The 18,802-nt window shown below is 66.0% G+C and carries 19 protein-coding genes and 1 pseudogene; 11 read left to right on the forward strand and 9 right to left on the reverse strand.

Features of this window, described 5'->3' with window-relative positions; translation table 11 throughout:
* Nucleotides 1-436 precede the first annotated feature (436 nt).
* The 3 genes from TX80_RS10340 (at nucleotide 437) to TX80_RS10350 (ending at nucleotide 2,716) form a co-directional block, all read left to right on the forward strand.
* Nucleotides 437-1,522 carry a hypothetical protein gene (locus TX80_RS10340; RefSeq protein WP_049923018.1) on the forward strand — a complete coding sequence of 362 codons (1,086 nt, stop codon included), beginning with the start codon at nucleotides 437-439 and terminating at the stop codon, nucleotides 1,520-1,522.
* A 125-nt stretch (nucleotides 1,523-1,647) separates the two neighbouring features.
* Nucleotides 1,648-2,142 carry a rubrerythrin gene (locus TX80_RS10345; protein ID WP_049923019.1) on the forward strand — a complete coding sequence of 165 codons (495 nt, stop codon included), beginning with the start codon at nucleotides 1,648-1,650 and terminating at the stop codon, nucleotides 2,140-2,142.
* 139 nt (nucleotides 2,143-2,281) lie between these two features.
* Nucleotides 2,282-2,716 (forward strand): metal-dependent transcriptional regulator, encoded by a 435-nt coding sequence (locus TX80_RS10350; RefSeq protein ID WP_049923020.1) that lies wholly within the window; start codon nucleotides 2,282-2,284, stop codon nucleotides 2,714-2,716.
* Nucleotides 2,717-2,737: 21 nt separating this feature from the next.
* On the opposite strand, the gene TX80_RS10355 is transcribed toward TX80_RS10350, so the two are convergent.
* From TX80_RS10355 to TX80_RS10365, 3 genes are all read right to left on the reverse strand, one after another.
* The gene (locus tag TX80_RS10355) at nucleotides 2,738-4,555 is read right to left on the reverse strand and encodes a phospholipase D-like domain-containing protein (protein ID WP_049923021.1); all 1,818 of its coding nucleotides are present in this window, start codon (nucleotides 4,553-4,555) and stop codon (nucleotides 2,738-2,740) included.
* A 125-nt stretch (nucleotides 4,556-4,680) separates the two neighbouring features.
* The gene (locus TX80_RS10360) at nucleotides 4,681-6,057 is read right to left on the reverse strand and encodes a HEAT repeat domain-containing protein (RefSeq protein ID WP_049923022.1); all 1,377 of its coding nucleotides are present in this window, start codon (nucleotides 6,055-6,057) and stop codon (nucleotides 4,681-4,683) included.
* An 87-nt stretch (nucleotides 6,058-6,144) separates the two neighbouring features.
* Nucleotides 6,145-6,873, reverse strand: a complete 729-nt coding sequence (locus tag TX80_RS10365) for a protein sorting system archaetidylserine synthase (protein ID WP_049923023.1) — start codon at nucleotides 6,871-6,873, stop codon at nucleotides 6,145-6,147.
* 108 nt (nucleotides 6,874-6,981) lie between these two features.
* Between TX80_RS10365 and TX80_RS10370 the strand changes: the two genes are divergently transcribed.
* The gene (locus TX80_RS10370; protein WP_049923024.1) at nucleotides 6,982-7,419 is read left to right on the forward strand and encodes a cupredoxin domain-containing protein; all 438 of its coding nucleotides are present in this window, start codon (nucleotides 6,982-6,984) and stop codon (nucleotides 7,417-7,419) included.
* A gap of 215 nt (nucleotides 7,420-7,634) precedes the next feature.
* Here TX80_RS10370 and TX80_RS10375 read toward each other — a convergent pair.
* Nucleotides 7,635-8,159 (reverse strand): annotated as a pseudogene (locus TX80_RS10375) (amidohydrolase family protein); the annotation flags it as partial.
* A 44-nt stretch (nucleotides 8,160-8,203) separates the two neighbouring features.
* On the opposite strand from TX80_RS10375, the gene TX80_RS10380 reads away from it, so the two are divergent.
* The 5 genes from TX80_RS10380 (at nucleotide 8,204) to TX80_RS10400 (ending at nucleotide 13,318) form a co-directional block, all read left to right on the forward strand.
* Nucleotides 8,204-9,133, forward strand: a complete 930-nt coding sequence (locus TX80_RS10380; RefSeq protein WP_049923025.1) for a sulfide-dependent adenosine diphosphate thiazole synthase — start codon at nucleotides 8,204-8,206, stop codon at nucleotides 9,131-9,133.
* A gap of 225 nt (nucleotides 9,134-9,358) precedes the next feature.
* Entirely contained in the window at nucleotides 9,359-10,378 is a 1,020-nt protein-coding gene (locus tag TX80_RS10385) for a hypothetical protein (protein ID WP_154658618.1), read from the forward strand.
* Nucleotides 10,379-10,441: 63 nt separating this feature from the next.
* Nucleotides 10,442-11,953 (forward strand): DUF5059 domain-containing protein, encoded by a 1,512-nt coding sequence (locus tag TX80_RS10390; RefSeq protein WP_049923027.1) that lies wholly within the window; start codon nucleotides 10,442-10,444, stop codon nucleotides 11,951-11,953.
* A 71-nt stretch (nucleotides 11,954-12,024) separates the two neighbouring features.
* Nucleotides 12,025-12,834: a DUF7001 family protein gene (locus tag TX80_RS10395; RefSeq protein WP_049923028.1), complete on the forward strand. Its 810-nt coding sequence runs from the start codon at nucleotides 12,025-12,027 to the stop codon at nucleotides 12,832-12,834.
* 67 nt (nucleotides 12,835-12,901) lie between these two features.
* Nucleotides 12,902-13,318 (forward strand): acyl-CoA thioesterase, encoded by a 417-nt coding sequence (locus tag TX80_RS10400; RefSeq protein ID WP_049923029.1) that lies wholly within the window; start codon nucleotides 12,902-12,904, stop codon nucleotides 13,316-13,318.
* 15 nt (nucleotides 13,319-13,333) lie between these two features.
* Here TX80_RS10400 and TX80_RS10405 read toward each other — a convergent pair whose 3' ends face one another.
* From TX80_RS10405 to TX80_RS10420, 4 genes are all read right to left on the reverse strand, one after another.
* On the reverse strand, nucleotides 13,334-14,050 hold the full coding sequence (locus tag TX80_RS10405; protein WP_049923030.1) for a class I SAM-dependent methyltransferase: 717 nt from the start codon (nucleotides 14,048-14,050) through the stop codon (nucleotides 13,334-13,336).
* Nucleotides 14,051-14,060: 10 nt separating this feature from the next.
* Nucleotides 14,061-14,960 carry a thiamine-phosphate synthase family protein gene (locus tag TX80_RS10410; protein WP_049923031.1) on the reverse strand — a complete coding sequence of 300 codons (900 nt, stop codon included), beginning with the start codon at nucleotides 14,958-14,960 and terminating at the stop codon, nucleotides 14,061-14,063.
* Between the two features lie 75 nt (nucleotides 14,961-15,035).
* Nucleotides 15,036-15,638 (reverse strand): dCTP deaminase, encoded by a 603-nt coding sequence (gene dcd / locus TX80_RS10415; RefSeq protein WP_049923218.1) that lies wholly within the window; start codon nucleotides 15,636-15,638, stop codon nucleotides 15,036-15,038.
* 114 nt (nucleotides 15,639-15,752) lie between these two features.
* The gene (locus tag TX80_RS10420; RefSeq protein ID WP_049923219.1) at nucleotides 15,753-16,463 is read right to left on the reverse strand and encodes a DsbA family protein; all 711 of its coding nucleotides are present in this window, start codon (nucleotides 16,461-16,463) and stop codon (nucleotides 15,753-15,755) included.
* 120 nt (nucleotides 16,464-16,583) lie between these two features.
* Here TX80_RS10420 and pth2 point away from each other — a divergent pair, with 120 nt between their 5' ends.
* Nucleotides 16,584-16,922: a peptidyl-tRNA hydrolase Pth2 gene (pth2, locus tag TX80_RS10425; RefSeq protein ID WP_049923032.1), complete on the forward strand. Its 339-nt coding sequence runs from the start codon at nucleotides 16,584-16,586 to the stop codon at nucleotides 16,920-16,922.
* 166 nt (nucleotides 16,923-17,088) lie between these two features.
* Here the strand turns inward: pth2 and TX80_RS19420 are convergent, their stop codons facing one another.
* Nucleotides 17,089-17,247 carry a hypothetical protein gene (locus tag TX80_RS19420; protein WP_195893064.1) on the reverse strand — a complete coding sequence of 53 codons (159 nt, stop codon included), beginning with the start codon at nucleotides 17,245-17,247 and terminating at the stop codon, nucleotides 17,089-17,091.
* A 122-nt stretch (nucleotides 17,248-17,369) separates the two neighbouring features.
* Here TX80_RS19420 and truD point away from each other — a divergent pair, with 122 nt between their 5' ends.
* Nucleotides 17,370-18,752: a tRNA pseudouridine(13) synthase TruD gene (truD, locus tag TX80_RS10430; protein ID WP_049923033.1), complete on the forward strand. Its 1,383-nt coding sequence runs from the start codon at nucleotides 17,370-17,372 to the stop codon at nucleotides 18,750-18,752.
* The last annotated feature ends 50 nt before the right edge of the window (nucleotides 18,753-18,802 follow it).

Here is an 18,802-nt window from a genome sequence, read left to right on the forward strand (position 1 = left end):
GCGTTCCGTTCCACGGCAGGGTGTTCAGCCTGCTGGGTACCGCCATTCGCGTCCGACCCGTGGGCCGGGACGTGGCGGGCTGGTTCGGTCGGATTTGTTACCACGCGAGAAGTCAGAGCGAAGCTCTGGTGTGGTCGAAGACCGCATTTCTCGACGTGGGAACTCCGGTACTGGCGTCTACGGGATACAGCCCAATCATGCTTACGCACGTATCCACGGCCTGAAGGCCGTGGCATTGTGCTGTTCCTCCTGTAACGCTCGCTCGAAGCGGTTCGGCCGGCGTTTTTCCGATCGTCTCTGTCGTCAGCCGCGGGCGCATCGTCCGTGACGACGGAGCTGTCTCGCCGTCGTTGCGTTCCCGGATGTCCGATCTACCGTCGGCACGGGGTTGCCGTCTGACGGCGTTTTTTGTAGTGGATCGACGTACCACTCCTCGATGCAGGCCCTCTCTATCGAACTCGAGGACGAAACCGTCGCGGCACTCGAGGCCGAGCGGGAACTGTTCGGCTTCGAGAGCCGACAGGCGTACGTCCGCTGGATCATCGATCACCGCGATTCGATCGAGGCCGAGGCGCCTGATCCCGATCGCGACCGCCCGCGGGACCGACTGCTGGCGGACCACAGCGAGCGTATCGCCCGTCTCGAGGAGCAGGTGGCGACGCTCTCGAAGGCACTCGATCGAGCGGTGAAAGCCGGCGAGGAGGGTCGAGATACCGACGAGCGAGCGGCCGAGAGTCGGGCCACGGAGAGCGAACGGGTCGAAGCGGATGACGACCGGCGGTCCACCGCCGACGCGTCGTCCGACCGTGACCCGGGATTCGAGGTCCGTGGCTCGCCCCGGATGGTCCGCCAAGGTCCCGATTCGAGGGAGCAGTCGCGGACCGACTCGAGAGCGAACGCCGGGGAACGGACCGGGAATCGAACCGACGATTCGGACGTGAGCCCTCGAGCGGACGAGCAGCCACCCCGAGACGGAAGCGCGGACTCGAGTTCGGATACGACGGACGACGAGTCCGAGTCCGGCTCTCCGTCCGAGGGATCGGGGACCCTGTCGCCGGAACGCGTCGCCCGAATTCCGGAGGACCCCGTCCACGAGGATGCCGGCGTTCTCGGTGCCGTCGAGACCGAACGGCTCGACGAACTCTCGAGGCGTGCGGTTGCGACCACGCGAAAGCGGCTGAACCGCGACGTCCAGACGGGACTCGAGTATACGTCCTCGACGCGACTCGCCGGGGACGGCATCCGTCCGGGCGAGGACATCACCGATCTCGACTCGCTGTCGATCCCGGGTCGGTCGACGGAGACGGTCGAAAAGCGACGCCACGCCGTCGGTCGGGCGCTGGCCTACCTGCGAGACGAGGGGCGGGCCCGCCGGTCCGATTTCGTCGATGCGCTCTATGCCGACTGCCCGGCCGGGTACGATACGGCCGACGGCTGGTGGCGGTGTATCAAGGAGGGACTCAAACAGGTCGACGCGGTCGATGGCGGGGAGGGAACGCGCGTCTGGCGGTATCGAGGATAACGTCGACCTTGAACCGACGCCGGCACGGCAACTCCGATTCAGGGGCCTCACGCGGATACCGGTGTGAACGCCTCGGTAGCGATCGAGTAGGGACGGTTAAGTATCCGCGGCCCTCTTGTCGAGGTATGAGTCTGGGACAGCGCGTCTCGAGCGACAACCAGCTCACCCGATTGCTCCAGATCGGGGTCGTGCTGGAGGAAGTCGTCGAGTCACGCGCCGCCCACCACCTCGAATCGCTCCCCCCGGAAGAGCGGGCGGAGTTCGACGAGGAGGTGCGGGAGTTGCTCGTCGACGCCAGCGAGGAGTCGGCCGATCACCGCGAGCGACTCGAGGCGCTGATCGACGATCTCGAAGCCGAGACGGTGGAGTACGAGGAGATCAATATGTTGGTCGACGCCCAGTACAGACCGCCGGAGGATACGGACGGCGTCTTGTACGATCAACTGGCCAACGAAGAGACGGCCTACAAGTTCTACGACGACCTGATCGAGGCGATCGAGGCCTCCGATTCCGAGTTCGCCGTCGACCGCGGACGGCTGCTCGATACCCTGTATACGATCCGCGAGGAGGAAAAGGAGGGCGTCGAAGAAGTCACCGAGATCATGGAGCACAGAGCATGATCGGGGCCGAGATCGTGTCCACGCTCACCTCGGGCACGACAGCCGACCGACCGCCAGCTACCGCACGGATCGATTCCACGGATCAGATCCGCCGCCGAGGACTCGACGTCACACACAGCCGCACCGATGGAGGGATCCAATGAATACTGCAGACCAATATCTGAAGGCGATCTATCTCGCCCAGCGAATGGAGGACGGTCCCGCATCGACCGGGACGCTCGCGGATCTCCTCGAGGTCAGTCCGGCGAGCGTCAACGAGATGATCGGTAAACTCGAGGAACAGGAACTCGTCGAGCACGAGAAGTACAAGGGCGCAACCCTGACCGAGGAGGGTCTCGAACGTGCCCACGACGCGCTCCAGACGTACTGTATCATCGAGCGGTTCCTCGCGAACGTCCTCGAGGTCGAGGAGTTCCGTGGCGAGGCTCGTGCACTCGAAAGCGTCATCGACGATACCGTCGCGGAACGGCTCGATACGATCATCGACCGGCCGGAGCAGTGCCCCGACTGTTTCGACCCCGAGCAGGACTGTTGTAAACTGCTCGAACTCGAGGCCAGCGGGCAGGCGGACTGATCGTTTTTCGGACCGGTTTCGTCACGGGTATCCCGATCGAGGACCGCTGTCGCTGTTGCCGAACCGAACGTACCGCCGTCCGACGAGCGCTGCCACAACCAGCGCGACCACGACGGGCACGGTCAGCCCGAGCGGGAACGTCCACTCGTCGCCCGCCCAGTCAGCTTCGAAGACGGTGGCGTAGTAGGCCGCCGCCGTTTCGCCGTGGAGGGCGACGAGCACCTCGCGGTTGTTCTCGAGGGAATTCGCGTTCCAGTTGGCACTGCCGACGACGGCGACCTCCCGATCGATCACGATCCCCTTGGCGTGGATCTTCTCGAACCGATCCGTGTCGTCGACGAGTCGCACCTCGAGCGGGAGCCCCTCACGTGTGGCCGTTCGCTCGAGTTCGGCCGCGACGGCGTCGTTGTCGTGATACCACGTCGAGTCGAGCAATATCCGGACCCTGACCCCTCGGCGAGCCGCATCGAGCGTCTCCTCGAGCAACGAAACATCCGTCTCGAGGCTGGGTTGCTCGAGGAGGATCTCCTCGTCAGCACCGGCGAGCAGCGACTCGAGTCTGCCCTCGGCGTTGTCGGGCGCAACCAGCAGTTCGGCCGACTGGACCGGGACCGTCTTCGGGCTGTGTTCGGTCGGAAACGACGACGCCTGCCGACCGTCCGTTTCGTCGTCGACGAACGACGTACTCGCGCGAAACGCCGCTCCCGATTCGGTGTCCCAGCCCTCGAAATCGGTCCTGAAAACCGTCGCCAGATCGGCTGCGAGGGATTCGTCCTCGAGGCGGACCCCCCAGCCGCGGCTCGACTCGCCGCCGATGCCGGCGGGTTTCCAGTTCTCGGTCGTCACGAGGACCTCGTCGTCGGCGATGGCGTACTTGGCATGGTGGTACCGATAGCGTGCGCCCGCACCGCCGGTCACGCGAACGTCGACGCCACCGTTCACGAGGGTCTCGAGCACTGGTTCGGTTGCTCGTGGCGTCCCACCGACGGGACCGGACTCGAACAAAACCGCGACGTCGACGCCGCGGCCAGCGGCGTCGACGAGCGCTTCGGCGACCGGCAGCGACGTGAACGTGTACCCGGCGAGCAGGAGTCGGTCGTCGGCACTGTGGATCGTTCGGAGGGGGAGATCGGTCCCGTCCGGCAAGACGAACGTCGTCGCCGCGTCGGCAGTGGCACTCGAGACCGGCAGACAGGTGGCCCCTCGTGGCCACCACTGGCCGGCCGTGGCTGCTTGGACGTGACCGTCTGATACGAGCCGCTCGCGGCTGTGTGGGCGCTGCTCGTGGCGATACCACCGTTGTGCAAGCGGCGCACGATCGTACGATACCGCGTCGATCGGTGTTCCATCGTGCCGAAGTTCGAGGTCGTCGCCGTCGGCCGCGAGTCGAATCGTTCCCTCGAGTTCGAGGACCGGGCCGTCGGTCAGCGTTGCGGTGACGGTTGGGTCGGTGCTGGCGACGACGCGGCCAGAGACGGTCCGGTTCGGGAACGCCGCCGTCGTGTGGCCGTCGGTAAGCGTCCAGTTCCCGAGTTGCGTTCGTGGCGGCGTCTCGAGGACGACGAACTCGCCGACGTTTCCCTCCGTCGGGGGATTGGGTGCGAGTCCGACGATCCGCGGTTCGGTGGCGGTCGCCGCCGTCGCTCGACCTCCGGTCGCGCCGTCGATCCGCTCGTGTGGACACGCCAAATCGCGATCGTTTCCGTCCGTGTCCGCTCGAGCGGTCGTCTCGGCGACGACACTGTCGGGGCGAATCGTCGTTGCGACTGGGACAGCGACCAGACTGACCACGAGCACGAGTCCGAACGCGGTGACGAGGGTCGATCGCCGGCGGGTCATCGAGCCATCTGGCCGCCTTTCAGTACTTAAACTATCGGCCTCGAGGAAAACACACGGCGAACAGGCGGTCGGGAAGCGATTCGACCCGCGTCCGGGACGCGGTGGGACCAGTACTGGCTGGGCCGCTACGCCGCAGGTTCGAGATCGACGTTTTCGGCTTCTGCCTGGACGAGATACGCCCGATCGTCCTCGTACTCGGCGACGATCTCGAGGGCCTCCCGCGTTCCGATCCGGGTGAGCGCCCACGCAGCGCTCGCACGGACGCGGTCTTCCTCGTCGTTCTCGAGGACGTCCGCGAGCGGGTCGATGGCGCGGGTATCGCCGATCAGCCCGAGCGCGCGAGCAGCCCAGCTTCGAACGTCCGGTTCCTCGGCAACGAGCTGGTTGGCAAGCGGCTGGACCGCCCGTTCGGCACCGATCTCGCCGAGCGCCCGGAACGACGGTTTCTGGAGAGTCGGGTTGGAGTCGACGTAATCGAGCAAGGTATCGACGACTTCCTCGGTCTCGACGCCGATCGTTCCGAGAATGCCGATCGCCTGTTCGTCGCGTCGGCCGGCCTTCTGAAGCATCGGGTCGATCGCCTCCTCGGGACCCATACGTGCGAGGGCTTCGAGGCAGTGCTCCTCCATGTAATCGGAGTCGAGGCTCTCGTAAGCCAGCAGGATCTGTTCGACGTTACCCCGCTTCTCGTGGACCTTGAGCGCGTGCCACTCCGGCGGGAAGTCCTTGACGTGATCGAGGACGTCGTAAAAGCCCTCCCGGCGGAGCTGTTCGCGGACTTCGAGATCGGTCCACTCGGTCGCGTCGTCGACGGCCGACTCGAAATCGTCGGTCGCCTCGAGCAATCCGGCGATCGTCTCGGCGTCGTCGTCCGCGTCGAGTTCCGCGGATTCGACCGCGGCTGTCGCGTCCTCGAGCGTCGCGCCGATGTCGTCGGGGACGGTCTTCGCTTCCTGCCCGTTCTCGCCGAGTTCGGCCCCGCTGGCGGGCTCGAGGTCGTCAGGGAGCGACACCGAGGTCCCCAGCAGTTCGTTCAGGTTCGCGAGGAAGTCCGCGGCTGCCTCGATCAGTTCCTCGTCTCCCTCGCGGGTCCAGCGCGTGCCCGTGATCGTCCCGCTGACGCCGTCGATCTCTCCGATGACGTCCTCGGCATAGGGGCCGCGTTTGTCCTCGAGATCGTCCTCGAGATCGGAGAGGTCGCTTTCGATCTCGTCGTAGGTCTCCTGCAGTTGTGCTTCGGGAGCCGGCTCGGACTCCTCCTCGTCGTCTTCCTCGTCTTCGTCCGGTGGCTCCGGGATCTCTATCGCCTCGAGATCCGACCGGAACGCCTCGAGATCCGCTTCGACGACGTCGAGATCGTCTTCGGTCTCCGCGGCGTCGAGGTCGTCCTCGAGCGTCTCGAGGTCCTCGTTCAACGAGTCGAGACGGTCACGAATGGCGTCGAGATCGGGCGACTCATCGGGATCGTCGCGTTCGTCACCGTTTGCTTCGTCCTCGCTCATGGTACCACCCACACTGCGTCCGTCGAGGGACGCCGGTGAAGCCGACGCGTGACTCCGTCCATACGCTACGGTCGTGTCAGGATCGCCCTAAGCGTTTCCATGCGCGTCCGTCTCCGCCGGCTGTGGGTCTTCGCGCCAGTAGAACCAGGGACTGAGCGTCATGTAGGCGATGCCGAGCGTCAAAAGGGCGTACGGGAACGTGTAGCCGGCGACATCGGGAACGAGAATCGCGAGCGCGTGGATGACGCCCATGATAGCGGCGTCGCGGGCGAGCAGGTCGGGGTACCTGATCGGGGACACCATCAGGTAACAGAACGCGCCCGTCACCGCGAGTATGAGCCACGGACTCGTCTCGCCGGCCAGGATCGCAGCGCCGAGAACGGTCGCCGCGAGCGTCGTCTGGACGCCCTCGGTGTAGTCGTCGGCGGTATCGTAGGCCGTGTACAGCCCGAGACGAGTGACTGCCATCGCGACGAACAGTGCACAGACGCCCACGACGAGCAGTAATTCGGCGGTGACCGTCTCGAACGTGATTCCGAGACCGCGGCTGACGATGACGAACGCGAGGACGGCCGGGGCGACAGCGAAGGAGGCGACGTCGGCGAGCGAATCGAGGAAGGGGCCGGCATCGGTGCCGCCGTACCGGCGGGCGAGGATGCCGTCCAGTCCGTCAGCGATCGCTGCCAGGAGGACGAGTCGGGCAGCGAGGTGGATGTCGACGAGCGCGGCGACGACAATGGCCACGAACCCCAGGGATGCGTTGGCGATCGTCACCGCGTCGGCGACGCCCAGCCGCCCGACGAACCGGGGGAGCATACTCGCGGATTCGGCGGGCAGGTGCCTTACGTGTTTTCGTTTGAGTGTCGGCCGTCCGGCCAGCGTGGAACCGGGGCGGTTATACCACGACTCTCCTAACGCCTAGGTATGAACCGGCGCGTCTATCTCGCCGCCGTCGGAACTTCCGTGTCGGCGGGGCTGGCGGGGTGTACGTCCACACTCGGCGTCTTCGATTCCGAGCCCTGTAACGACGATGCGTGTCACATCGGGATGACCCGCACCGATTTCGTCCCCGAAGAGTACGAGGCGACCGTCGGCGAGACCGTCGTCTGGAAGAACACAAGCGAGGCCATCCACACCGTCACGGCGCTCGAGACGGGTATCCCCGACGAAGCGGAGTACTTCGCCACCGGCGGGTACGGGGACGAAAAAACCGCCCGCGAGGGCTGGCACGAGGACCACGGTGGCGGGCTCGAGACTCGAGAGACGTTCGAGTACACGTTCGAGGTGCCCGGCACCTACGACTACATCTGCATTCCTCACGTCGGTGCCGACATGGTCGGACGCGTCGTTGTCTCTGAGTGAAGGAACGGTTCTCTCCGGCGATCCGATTCGGTGAGTCATGCCGATACCGGTTGGGTGACGGCCGCATCGGCCACCATAAACTCCATAGTGATATATGAAAATCGGGCGGTGGAGCGTCCGACTATCCGAACAGCGTTTCCCCGGCCGACTGGAGCAGTAAACGGCCGACCAGTCTGGCAGGACCGCGTTTCGGCGCGTTTCGAAACACTTCGATCCGAGGGACAGTGCGCGACCGAGGCGTTCGCCGCCGCGACACGCCGAACGTCGTCGGCGTCGGCCACTCGGAAGTGGGCGGCGATCAGTCTGTCGTCGAGCAACCCGACGTCGGCGAGGAGATCGAGCGAATCCACGGCACCGTTGGCACGAGCCATCGTGTTGCTCGCCTCGAACTCGAGGAGATGGGTATGCACGAGGAGATCGGGGTTTGCCGCGGCAAACTCGGCGGCTCGTTCCCACAGATCGGCCGTACACGTCCAATCGTCGTGTGGACAGACCGCCGCCCGGATGCGCCCGTCGTAGGTATCGTGGTAGTCGCGAGCGAAGGCTCGGGCGCGGGCGAACTGGTCGGCGACCGGGATATCCCAGAACAGATCGGACAGGGGAGAGCCGAAAAACGCACGGAGGCCGGCCTCGCCGAAAACGTCAGCACCACGGCGCGGTCGCATGTCCATCGAGTTGACCGTGGTGGCGCCTCCGGCGAGGAAGTTCAACGCGGCGAGTTCGTACCCCGCTTCGAGGAGGTTCACGACAGGCTTTTCACTACCGGATGTTACCACCTAGTTGTATGACCGAATTCGACCAGTTCAGTCAGGTCGGCGAAGCCGACGTAACGCGTGCGATCGGACAGGAGTGGACCGAGGAGTTCATGGACTTCTCGGACTCGGACGTCATCATCGTCGGCGGTGGGCCGTCCGGGCTGACGGCCGCGAAGGAGCTCTCCGAGCGCGGCGTCAAGACGATGGTCGTCGAGAAGAACAACTACCTCGGCGGCGGGTTCTGGCTCGGCGGCTTCCTGATGAACAAGGTTACGGTCCGTGACCCCGCCCAGAAGGTCCTCGACGAACTCGAGGTGTCCTACAAGGAGTCCGAGGACAGCGAGGACCTCTACGTTGCCAACGGACCGGAGGCCTGTTCCGGGCTGATCAAGGCCGCCTGTGACGCCGGCGCGAAGATGCAGAACATGACCGAGTTCACGGACATCGTCATCCGCGAGGATCACAAAGTCTCGGGGATCGTGATGAACTGGACGCCGGTCCACGCGCTGCCCCGCGAGATCACCTGCGTCGATCCGATCGCGGTCGAGGCAGATCTAGTCATCGACGCGACCGGCCACGACGCGATGGCCGTCAAGAAACTCGACGAGCGGGGCGTCCTCGACGCGCCCGGCATCGGCGACGCGGAGGCCAACGCCACTGGCATGGACCAGACCGGCGACGACTCTTACGGCGCACCCGGCCACGACTCGCCCGGCCACGACTCCATGTGGGTCGGCAAGAGCGAGGACGCCGTCGTCGAGCACACCGGCCTCGTCCACGACGGCCTGATCGCGACCGGCATGGCGACCGCGACGACCTACGGTCTCCCGCGGATGGGGCCGACCTTCGGTGCCATGCTTGTCTCGGGCAAACGCGCCGCCCAGGAAGCGCTCGACGAACTCGGCGTCGACGCCGACCCCGTCGAGTTGACCTCGCGGGCCGCACCGGCCGACGACTGATCGACGCCAGCGGTTTCTGGGTCGCGGTGGGTTTCGCGACCGGTCGACGGTCCGGTCTCCGCGACCGACTGCCGTTCGAGAACGGTGCAGTCGCGGCTTTACCGTCGCCAAATTCGATCGGTAGTGACATTTCGATACAGTTCGAACGACCGACGTAATGACGACACGACGAGCGACCCGGGGCCTGACCCGCCGGCTCTCCGGGCAGGGGGTGGACGGAGAATGATGCCCGACGTGATCGCGGTCGACCGGATGCTCCCGTCGACGGGAGCGATCGGACACGCACTCGAGTCCTACGCCGCGGAGGCAGTCGGTCCGGATGCCGACCTCACCAGACTCCACCGCGTGTACTATCCGGTGTTCCGGGTAGAGTACCGGTACGAACAGGATAGCCGGATCCCGTGGGGAAACGACACGAGTCACGCCGTGACGTTGCTCGACGGCCTCTGGGCCGACAACCACGCCGCCCTCCAGCAGTACCGGTCGGGAACCGATGCGGTCGAATCGATATCGCTCGAGCCCTACGACTTCGGTCGAGACGGGCCGGGACTGGGGCGGACGGTGCTACTCGACTTTCAGGTTCCGACCCAGCGAGCGAGACGGCTGCTGCCGGAACGACTCGCGGACGTCACCGAATCGCGACGCATCGACGACCCGGACTCGATTACGTCCTCGTTCGTCGAGGAACTGACCGAGACGTTCGGACTGCCGCCGGCGTTCGAACCGGAAGGGTTCGACGGCGTCGTCAACGTCTCCCGGCTCTATCTTCCCTTCTGGGTCTGTGAGGTAACCCGGTCCGACGAGCGCGATCTCATCGGTGCCGTCCGAGACATCGCGGACGTCGGTGACGGCGACTCGGGCCACGAGTGGCTGTCCGCGTTCTTCCGCGAGGACAGGAGCCGACTCGCGCGGTACGCACACGCGTCGATTCGTCGCTCCGGAGCCGACGCCGGTGGGACCGACTCGAGCGAGCGACGCGGCTCGACTACGCACGAGGGCGACGCGGGGAGCGATCCGGAGACGCCACCCGAGCGCTCGACGGAGGGCGAAAATACCGAACGCGAACCGACCGACGCCGACCAGCCCCTCGACGCGACCGGCACGGGAGCGGAGCGGACCGGGCCGGTTCAGCCCGAAGACGTCGACCTCGATGCCGGGTCGCTCGTGGAACCGAGTCCGAACCGGTGTTTCGCCGATGTCGGTGGCATGGAGAGGATTTATTTTCACTATTCTACAATCGTATAAACGAATGTCCAAATAAGTGGAGGAACCGAAACGACTATCAATGATTTAGGCAGACCTAAAACCATGCCAACGAGACGGACCGTACTGGCAGCGAGCGTCGTCGCGGCGACGACCGGTGTTGCGGGGTGTACCGATGGAACGGACGACGACTCGGACGAGGAAGCGGATGCCGACGGGGAATCGAACGGCGACGGGGGATCGAACGTCGAGAGCCCAGCGATCGGCGTTGCGGCCGAGTGGAACGCGATACGGGCGCGCACCGCCGACGCGCTCGCACTCGGAGTCGCCGGTGAGTTCTCGACCGGCGGGGCGGTCGTCAGCGATACGCTGGCCCGGTTCGAGGGGGCAACTGCCGAGTGGGGTGCTCACGAACAACTCGAGGAGACCGACCACGAGAGCTACGAGGAGTTCGAGGAGGCGCTCGAGGAACTCAAGCAGGAGGGTCTCGACGAATCCGACCTCGAGCGGATACGGACGGAAGTCGGCCTCGCGGACGAACAGCTACAGTCGGTACAGCACGACCGACTGGGAGCGGAGAACGCGCTCGCGTTGGATATGGGCCAGTTCGCGGCGCGAATCAACGACGTCGCGACGCTTGCGGCCGCCGGGCAGTTCGCCGCGGCCGAAACCGTCGCCGAGGGGATCGACGAAGCGTGGGAGGACTCGAACGCACACGACGCCGTCAGCGACGCCGATTCGGACCTGTACTCGACGTTCGAAGGTGCGGTAATCGGGCTGGCGTCGGCAGCGGCCGACGAGGACGCCGAGGCGGTACGGGACGAAGCCGAGACCGCGATTCCGGCCGCGATCGACGCCGCGTACGTCCTCGCGGAAGACGAGGCGGTCGCCGACGCGGCCGGAATCGCAACCATGCAGGCCCGCGGCTGGGACGCCGCCGTGTTGACGACCTTCGATGTCGCGCCGGAAACGGCCGCGGATATCGCGCGAGGGGCCTACCAGTGGTTCGAAAGCGCCCGCGTCCACGAGTCGCTCGAGAGCGCCGATCACGCCACCTACGAGGCATTCGAGGACGAACTCGAGGCGTACATCGAGACGCTCGAGACCGAAGCGACCGTCGACGAGGCGGCGGCCGACTTCGCGGCGGCCGCGCTCCGAGCACAGTTCGCCGTCGCCGGCGCGCTCGAGGACGCACCCGGCGAGGGCGACGGCGACCACGGCCACGAGCACGGCGACGAGCACGCGGACCTCGAAGGCGGCCCGAACGTCGTTGAAGGCGTCCCCGACGACGTCGACCACGTCGTGAAGATGCACGCGACGTCGTTCGAGCCCGAGAACCTGACCGTCGCGTCCGGCGACACGGTCGCGTTCGAACACGTCGGCGGTGAACCTCACACCGTCACCGCTTACGAGGACGGAATCCCCGCCGACGCGGCCTACTGGGCGTCAGGTGATTTCGAAAGCGAACAGCGCGCCCGCGAGGGCTGGGAGAACGGCGTCGGCGCGGTCCGATCCGGCCAGTCGTACGTCCGCACGTTCGAGACGACCGGCGAACACGAATACGTCTGTCTGCCACACGAGACGGTCGAGATGACCGGAACGATCGTCGTCGAGTAACCCGCCCGAGTCCCGTCCCGCTTCGTCGATCGACCGCAAGCGTTTCACCCGATGGTACCACCTAGTCGTACATGGTCGATCGAGTCATCTGCTACCGCCCGCCCTCGACGATCGCCGCCACCGAGACCGATTCGGGTTCGGGGACGAACGACGGCGTCGTCGACGTCGACGCCATCGCCGACTGGCTCGCGGCGCGGATCGACGCGTCGGTGTCGGTTCGCGACCGGTTTCTCGAGGAGCACCGGACCGACGATCTCGCCGAACGGTTCGCCGAAGCGCGCGTAACGTCGCCGTACGAGCGCGATACTGGAAACACCATGCTGGGGACGATCCGCTACGAGGAACGCGCACTCGAGAATCCCGACCGCGAGGGCGGCGTGCTCTACGACGGCGGCCAGATCCAGCGGACGCTCAACAGCGCCCTCCCGGCCGACGAGCGCGGGCTCGAGACGCTACACGTGGCCGTTCTCGACCGGGCGATCGGAACGTGGGGCGCGCACGACGGACGCTGGCACAAGCGGGTGAACGTCCTCGGACAACCCGCGTTGATATCGGTTCCGGGACTCTACGAGGCACCCGCAAAGCCCGAGGTGTACTACAAGGAAAAGCAGCGCCACGCACTCCTCTCCGGCGACGCGCCGCCGCGGGAGGTCCTCGAGAACCAGGTCGACGGGGAGTTTCTGGTCGAGAACGACCCCCGGACGACCGACGCGCTGAAGGGCTATGTCCTGCAGGCGTACCACTACCTCCAGCGAGGCGAGGCGTTTTGCGATCGGGAGGGGTGTCGCCTCTACAACGCCCACTACCACGAGGGACTGATCGACGCTCAGTTGCGCGACCCCGAGTTCTGTTCCGAGCACGCTCGACTGTACGGGACGTAGCCCGCTCCGCCGGGACGACCCCGGAACCGGAGCGTACTTTTGTCCCAGTCGCCTTCGGCAACGTACAATGAGTGCTGAGTTTACCGTCGAGGTACCGGTCCGGTATCGCGACCTCGATCCGCTGAACCACGTCAACCACGCCGTCTACGCGAGCTATCTCGAGGCGGCCCGCACCGAGTATCTCGCCGCGGTCCTCGATATGGACGAGGCGGACCTCCCGTTCGTCATCGCGAACCTCGAGATCGACTACGAGCGGCCGATCGTCAAGGGCGACGAGCCGACGGTCGCCCTCCGGGTCACGGATCTCGGAGAGTCGAGTTGCACCATGACCTACGAGATTCGCGTCGACGGGACCGTCGCCGCGACGGCCGAGACGACCATGGTTTACGTCGACCCCGAGTCCAAACGGCCGTCGCCGCTCCCCAACGAGGTCCGTGAATCGGTTCGCGAGTACGAAGGGTTCGAATCGGCGGCCCGATCGTAACGGACGAACGCGGCACTACTCGTTTCGGTCCGACGACCCGCCGGCGGGACCGTCTTCGAGTCGGCCGCCGGTCAACCGTACGACGCCGAACACGTGCGTTTCGTCGGCGATTGCCGTCGCTCGGTCCCGAAGGCGGGCGTGTGCGACATCGATCTTTTCGTCGAGTCGACGGGTCGGATCGTCCGCGTAGCGGAGTTTCGTCGTCGGCGGCGTCGAGAGGACGACGATCGCTCGAAAGACCGCATTGACCGGCGGGCCGTACCACGCGTCGCTCCGGGCGGCGTTAGCAAGAACGACGTGGCCGTCCGGACCGACGAGTTCACACCAGTCGTCGACGGCACCGGCGGGGTCCTCTAGCATGCCGACAACGAACGTCGCGAGCAGGGCATCGACGTCGGTTTCGTCCCCGAGGGAACCGAGCGGCGGCTGTGTCGCGTCCCCTCGAACGACGTGGACGTTGTCGTACGCGGCCGTCGACTCGCGCGCTCGCTCGAGAACCGGCCGCGTGAAATCGATCCCGACGACGGTTCCCGCGGGACCGACACGTTCGCGCAAGTACGGCAGGTTCGCGCCGGTTCCACAGCCCATCTCGACGACGGTATCGCCCGGCTCGAGCCGACAGGCGTCGGCCACACGGCTTCGAAGCCGTGGAATACCGGGGGTTCGTCGCGCGAGCAGATCGTACAGGCGGGCCCACCGGCCGTAAAACTCCTGTGCGTCTGCAGCCGTCACGCTCTCACCCTCAAAGCAGCGACCGGACGTCGTCCGCGACCGACTCGGCGTCCGGTCCGAGGACGTAGATCAGCGGTTCGATCCCCATGCCGCCGGTCTGGTACAGCACCGTCGCCGACGGCTCCGCGTCGATCGCCGCGCTCACGCTCGAGGCGACGTCGTCGTCCTCGTCGAACTCGGCGGTTACGTGGCCGAGTTCGGTCAGTTCGGCCAGCAGTTTGCGATCGTACCGGATGTTGATCGCCGCCGACGCATCGGCCCCGTGGCGGCGGGCGGCCAGCAACACCGTCGCGACGTGTTCGGAGACGCCGAACTCGGGATCGGCCGGCACCGTCGCCTGCCCTTTCACGTCGAAGATGCGTCCCGGAACGCCGGCGACGTCGTCGACGTCTTCCGCGTCGGGCGTACAGGCGACCAGGTTCGAGCCGACCGCGGGGATCAGCCCGGCGAAGCCGCTCGCGTTCTCGAGGATACGAAGCCCGCGGCGCAGCGACGAGAGGACGCGCTCGCTGGTCCGCAGGTCGCTTTCGGGGTCGTGGACGCGGAAACTCGAGCCGTGATCGGCGAGGTCGGGAACCGCTTCCTCGTGGAGTTGGGCGAGCAGATCCCCGCCCGCCTCGAGGTCGCGGATCAGGACTTCGATCTCGATCAGCGCCTGAACGGGCGTGATGTCGCCGGCGGCTAGTCCCTCCGCGAGTTCGGCGACGAGGGTTTCGACGCGTCCGTCGGTGGCGATACGATCGTTGACGGTGACGTCGCCGTGGGCGTACTTGGAGACGGCGCTTTGACTGATCCCGAGTACGTCCGCGACCTCGCTTTGCGTGAGTCCGCGTTCGCGGAGTTCCCCCGCCAGCATCGATCGGACTGTCGGGAGGAACTCGTCGACGACGATCTCTTCGACGAATTGCATTCGTTGGCGTGGCCTACGACCGCCTGCGGGATAACTTGTCGGTCCAGCGGCGGCCGTGAGACGGCGGCGTCGCGATCAGTCCGAGCGCTCGAGTTGGTCGCCGCCGAACTCGTGGTCGCTCTGGATGCGCGACGCCTGTGGCCCGTCCTGATCCTGGTACTTCGAGCCGCGTTCGCTGCCGTAGGGCCGTTTCGCTTCCGTCTTGAGTTCCGTGAACGTGAGTTGCGAGATGCGCATGCCGGGCGTGAGCGCGACGGGCGCGGTCCCGAGGTTCGAGAGTTCGAGGGTGATCTGGCCGCGATACCCGGGGTCGCACAGCCCCGCGGTGGCGTGGACGACCACGGCCAGCCGGCCGAGCGACGAACGGCCCTCCACGTGGGCGATCAGGTCCGCCGGAATCTCGACGCGCTCGTAGGTCGTCCCCAGCACGAAGTCACCGGGATGGAGAATGAAGTCGTCGCCGTCCTCGACGACCGTCTCGGTGACGTACTCGTCGACTTCGCGCTCGGAGTCGGGATGAATACAGGGGATGTTCGTCCGCTGGAACTCGAGGAACTCCCGCCCCAGACGGAGGTCGACGCTTGCGGGCTGGATCTGTAGCTCCGGATCGTCGAGGGGGTCGACCACGAGGTCGCCCTCCTCGAGACGCCGCAGGATGTCCGCATCGGAGAGGATCATATCCGACGAGTCGAACGGCGAGCGTGTAAACCGTTCGATCCGGCGGCTGTGGTGTTGTCGCCGCACTCACGTGTCGGGCCCCGTAGTCGGCTCCGGAATCCGGGTCCACCCGCGTTACTCGAGTGCCGAATCGATCGCGTCAGCGATCCGCTCGAATGCGGGTGACTCGAGGTCGTCACCGTCGACGAAGACGGTTGGAGTCCCCTCGACGCCGATGGACTCGCCGTGGGACTTGTCCGCCTCGATGGTCGAGCGGTGGGTTTCCTCCTCGGCCGCCTCGCGGACCGCCGTCCCGTCGAGTCCGTGGTCAGCCGCGACGCTTTCGATCAGCTCGTAGCTGTACGTCTGGGCCTCGTAGATGTCGCTCGTGAACGCCCAGTACGCGTCGTCACCTTCGGTTTCGTAGACCTCTCGAGCGGCGCTTGCCATCGCCCACGACCACGTCGGGTGGACCGGAATGGGGAACTCCCGACGTTCGTACCGAATCCGTCCGGGGTCGATGTAGGCCTCCTCGAGTTGCGGAACGACCTCCTGCTCGAAGGTTCGACAGTGCGGACAGGCAAAGTCCTCGTAGACCGTTACCGTCACGGCCGCGTCCGGATCGCCGGCGACCGGCGCTTCCGGCGGTGTCCCGGTTTCGGCGTCCGCGTCCGAATCGTCGTCGGACGACGATCCGGTTTCGGAGCCGTCGGAGCCGGTATCAGTCGACGGCGCTTCGGGGTCCGAATCGGCCGCATCGTCCCGATTCTCGTCACCTAAACAGCCGGCGACGGTTCCGATTCCGACGGCCGCCGTTCCGAGGACCGCTCGTCGTGTCCGTTTCATATCCATCATATTGCGTCTCGAAAACAAATGTGTGTCGCATCCCCCGATCGTCGGTCAATCCGAGCCGGAAGAGGGGGATCGATCGCCGACGCTTTATCCGTCGCCCTCGAGCCACGTCGTATGAAGCAGGCCATCGTCGCCCGCACCGACATCGGCATGGGGAAGGGAAAACTCGCCGCGCAGGTCGCACACGCGTCGCTGTCGGCCTACGAAGCCGCCGACAGCCAGCTTCGAGACCAGTGGAAACGCGACGGCCAGAAGAAGGTCGTCCTCAAAGGCGAGAGCGAACGCCAACTCCACGAACTGTCCGAAATCGCCGACAGCGAGGGGATCCCGAACGCGCTCATCCGGGACGCCGGACACACGCAACTCGAGCCCGGCACCGTCACCGCACTGGCCGTTGGCCCGGCCGCGGACGAGCGGGTCGACAGCGTTACCGGCGAGCTATCGTTGTTCTAGGCCGTTTCGAAGCGTCGCGCTCCCGCGGATTGTACCAGTGTTTCCGGGGCACTGCAGCGACGAGCGTGGCGAAACCGGGACGATCACCGGTGAGGACCGTACCGACGACGACCGCGACCAACACACCGAGACCGATCGATCGGGGACGGGGCCGACCGTGTGTCCATTAGTACCCCATATAGACGAAGACCACGAGATACGCGATGACGCCGAACGCGACGGTTACGCCCATCCAGATGCCGATGATGATCGCTGCCTGTCGGCCGGTCATCTCCTGTCCGTCGAGGACGTCACCGAGTTCGTCGAGCGCGTCGCCGAGGTTCATACTCACACGGAAACCAACCACGAGTAAATAAGTTATCAAGAAAACAGATCCGTCGCGCATCGAGCGCCGATCCGCGAGAGCGAATCGATTTATTCCCGGCGGCCGAACCGCCCGCAATCAGCATGCGTCCGGCACATCCAACGGAACGCGCCGTCGGGATGGAGTACTACGTCAGTGATACCGACGGCGTCGGCGGCCGTCTCCGCGACGACGACGAGCACTTTCGGGTGCGCGAACTCGAGCGGTTCGACACCGAACCGGTCGATGCACCGACCAACGCCTATCCGCATCTCGTCGTTCGCGCGACGCTACGCGGGTGGGACACGAACGACTTCGCCGCCCGCCTCTCGGACGCGCTCGGGGTTTCGCGCGAACGGGTCGACTGGGCCGGCACGAAGGACAAGTACGCCGTGACAACCCAACTGTTCTCGATCTACGGCGCAGCCCCCGACGAGTTGCCCGATATCGACGGCGTCGATCTCGAAGTCCTCGGCCGTGCGGGCCGGGGGCTCGAGTTCGGCGATCTGGCGGGCAACGAGTTCGAACTCGTGGTCAGCGATCCCGACGCGCCCGGCAACGCGGCGACGATCACCGACGAGTTACACGCGTTCGGCGGCCTCGACGACCAGCGTTTCGAGCGGACTCGAGGCGACGAAGGCGTCGATACCGCCACGAGGGCGATCGGCGTCCCCAATTTCTTCGGCCAGCAGCGCTTCGGGAGCCGTCGACCGGTCACTCACGAGGTCGGACTGGCGATCGCCCGCGGCGACTGGGAGGGCGCAGTACTGGCCTATCTGGGGTCCCCGACGGACGCGGAGCCGGAGGGAACGCAGGCGGCCCGTGCGTTCGTCGACGACACGCGCGACTGGCAGGCGGCCCTCGACCGGTTTCCGAACCGACTCCGCTACGAACGGTCGATGCTGCACGAACTCGCCGAAGCCGGCGACGAACCCGATGCCGAGACCTTCCGGGCGGCCCTCGAGCGCGTTCCGTCGAACCTCCAGCGGCTGTTCGTCCACGCCGCCCAGTCCTACGCGTTCAACCGGATGCTCAGCGAACGCCTCGAGCGCGGACTACCGTTCGACCGGCCCGTCGCCGGAGACGTCGTCTGCTTTTCCGATACCGATGCCCCCGAGGGCGTCGTCCTCCCGGATACGGATCGGCTCCAGCGCGTCGACGAACGCCGGGTCGACTCGGTAACCCGCCACTGCGAGCGTGGCCGCGCCTTCGTCACCGCGCCGCTGGTCGGCACCGAAACCGAACTCGCGGACGGCAAACAGGGCGACATCGAGCGGGCCGTCCTCGATGACCTCGGCCTCACGCCGGCGGACTTCGATCTCCCCGGAGAGTTCCACTCGACCGGAACCCGACGTGCGATCCTCGTCCGGACGACACTGACCCGCGAGACGGAGCCGCTCTCGCTGTCGTTTACCCTGCCAAAGGGCTCGTACGCGACCGTCGTCCTGCGGGAGTATCTGAAGGTCGATCCGGTACACCTCGGGTGACTCGAGCGACCGATAGTCGCCGGACAACCGCATCGAACCAGTTACTGTCC

The organism is Halopiger djelfimassiliensis (assembly GCF_000455365.1).
Lineage (GTDB): Archaea > Halobacteriota > Halobacteria > Halobacteriales > Natrialbaceae > Halopiger_B > Halopiger_B djelfimassiliensis.